Origin of the sequence: Mycobacterium sp. E3298 (assembly GCF_001666895.1) — a bacterium.
Taxonomy (GTDB): Bacteria; Actinomycetota; Actinomycetes; order Mycobacteriales; family Mycobacteriaceae; genus Mycobacterium.
Window position 1 is genome coordinate 1 of record NZ_LZJB01000136.1, and the last position, 883, is coordinate 883.

Genomic DNA, 883 nt, shown 5'->3' on the forward strand with positions numbered 1-883 from the left:
GGCGTGGCCGGGTTGCGGCCTGCGGCGCGCCGCATCGCCGAGCGCTGGGTGCGCCAGGGCACCGACACCGGTCACACCCTGGGCTTCGACACCGGCGTGCTGGTCGCCGCGATGGACCGCCAGGCGGCGCTCGAAGCCCAGGCCCGTCCGGGCAGCTCGCTGCTGATGGTGACCGAGCCCACCGAGACCGCCGTCGCCGAGGCGTTCGCGCATACCGCCGTGCTGGCCGGCCGCCCGCACAACGCGGCGCCGTTGCGCGAGGTTGGGCGGCTGTTCGGCCGGGTGGCGCACCTGTTGGACGCGATCGAGGATTACCGCGACGACGTGGCGCGCGGGAAGTGGAACCCGTTGGCGGCGACCGCAACTCCCGCGGCGGCGGCGCGCGCCCTGTGCGACGACGCGGTGCTGGGCATCGAGCTGGCGCTGGCCGACGTGTCGTTCACCGACGGGCGGCTGGTCGATCGGCTGTTGACCAACGAGGTCCGCCGCGCGATCAAGCGCACCTTCGCCCAGGCCGGTTTCACGGCCAAGAGCGGAACGCCGCGCGGCCAGCAGGAGCCCATCAACTTCGGCGACCAGCCGATCGAGCCCGGCGCCGAGGAGGGAACGCCGAACCCCGGGCGCAAGTCGCGGCGCGGCGACGGAACCGGCTGCTGGTGCTGCTGCGAGGGCTGCGATTGCTGCTGCGACTGCGACGACTGCTGCTGCGACTGCACCTGAGCCCGCAACCAGTAAGTGCTTCTCGAATTTGATATCGCCGGCGCTATCACTTTCGAGAGTCACCAGATGCCCGCCACAGGGTGCGCGTGTGACCGGTGTCGGTGCCCTGGCGCACCCAGCGCTCGGCGATGCGGCGCGCCGCAGGCCGCAACCCGGCCACGCC

1 pseudogene is annotated in these 883 nt (G+C 72.7%); it reads left to right on the top strand.

The features are described 5' to 3' along the window. Nucleotides 1-720 (top strand): annotated as a pseudogene (locus tag A9X05_RS31550) (DUF5685 family protein); the annotation flags it as partial. Between the last annotated feature and the right edge of the window lie 163 nt (nucleotides 721-883).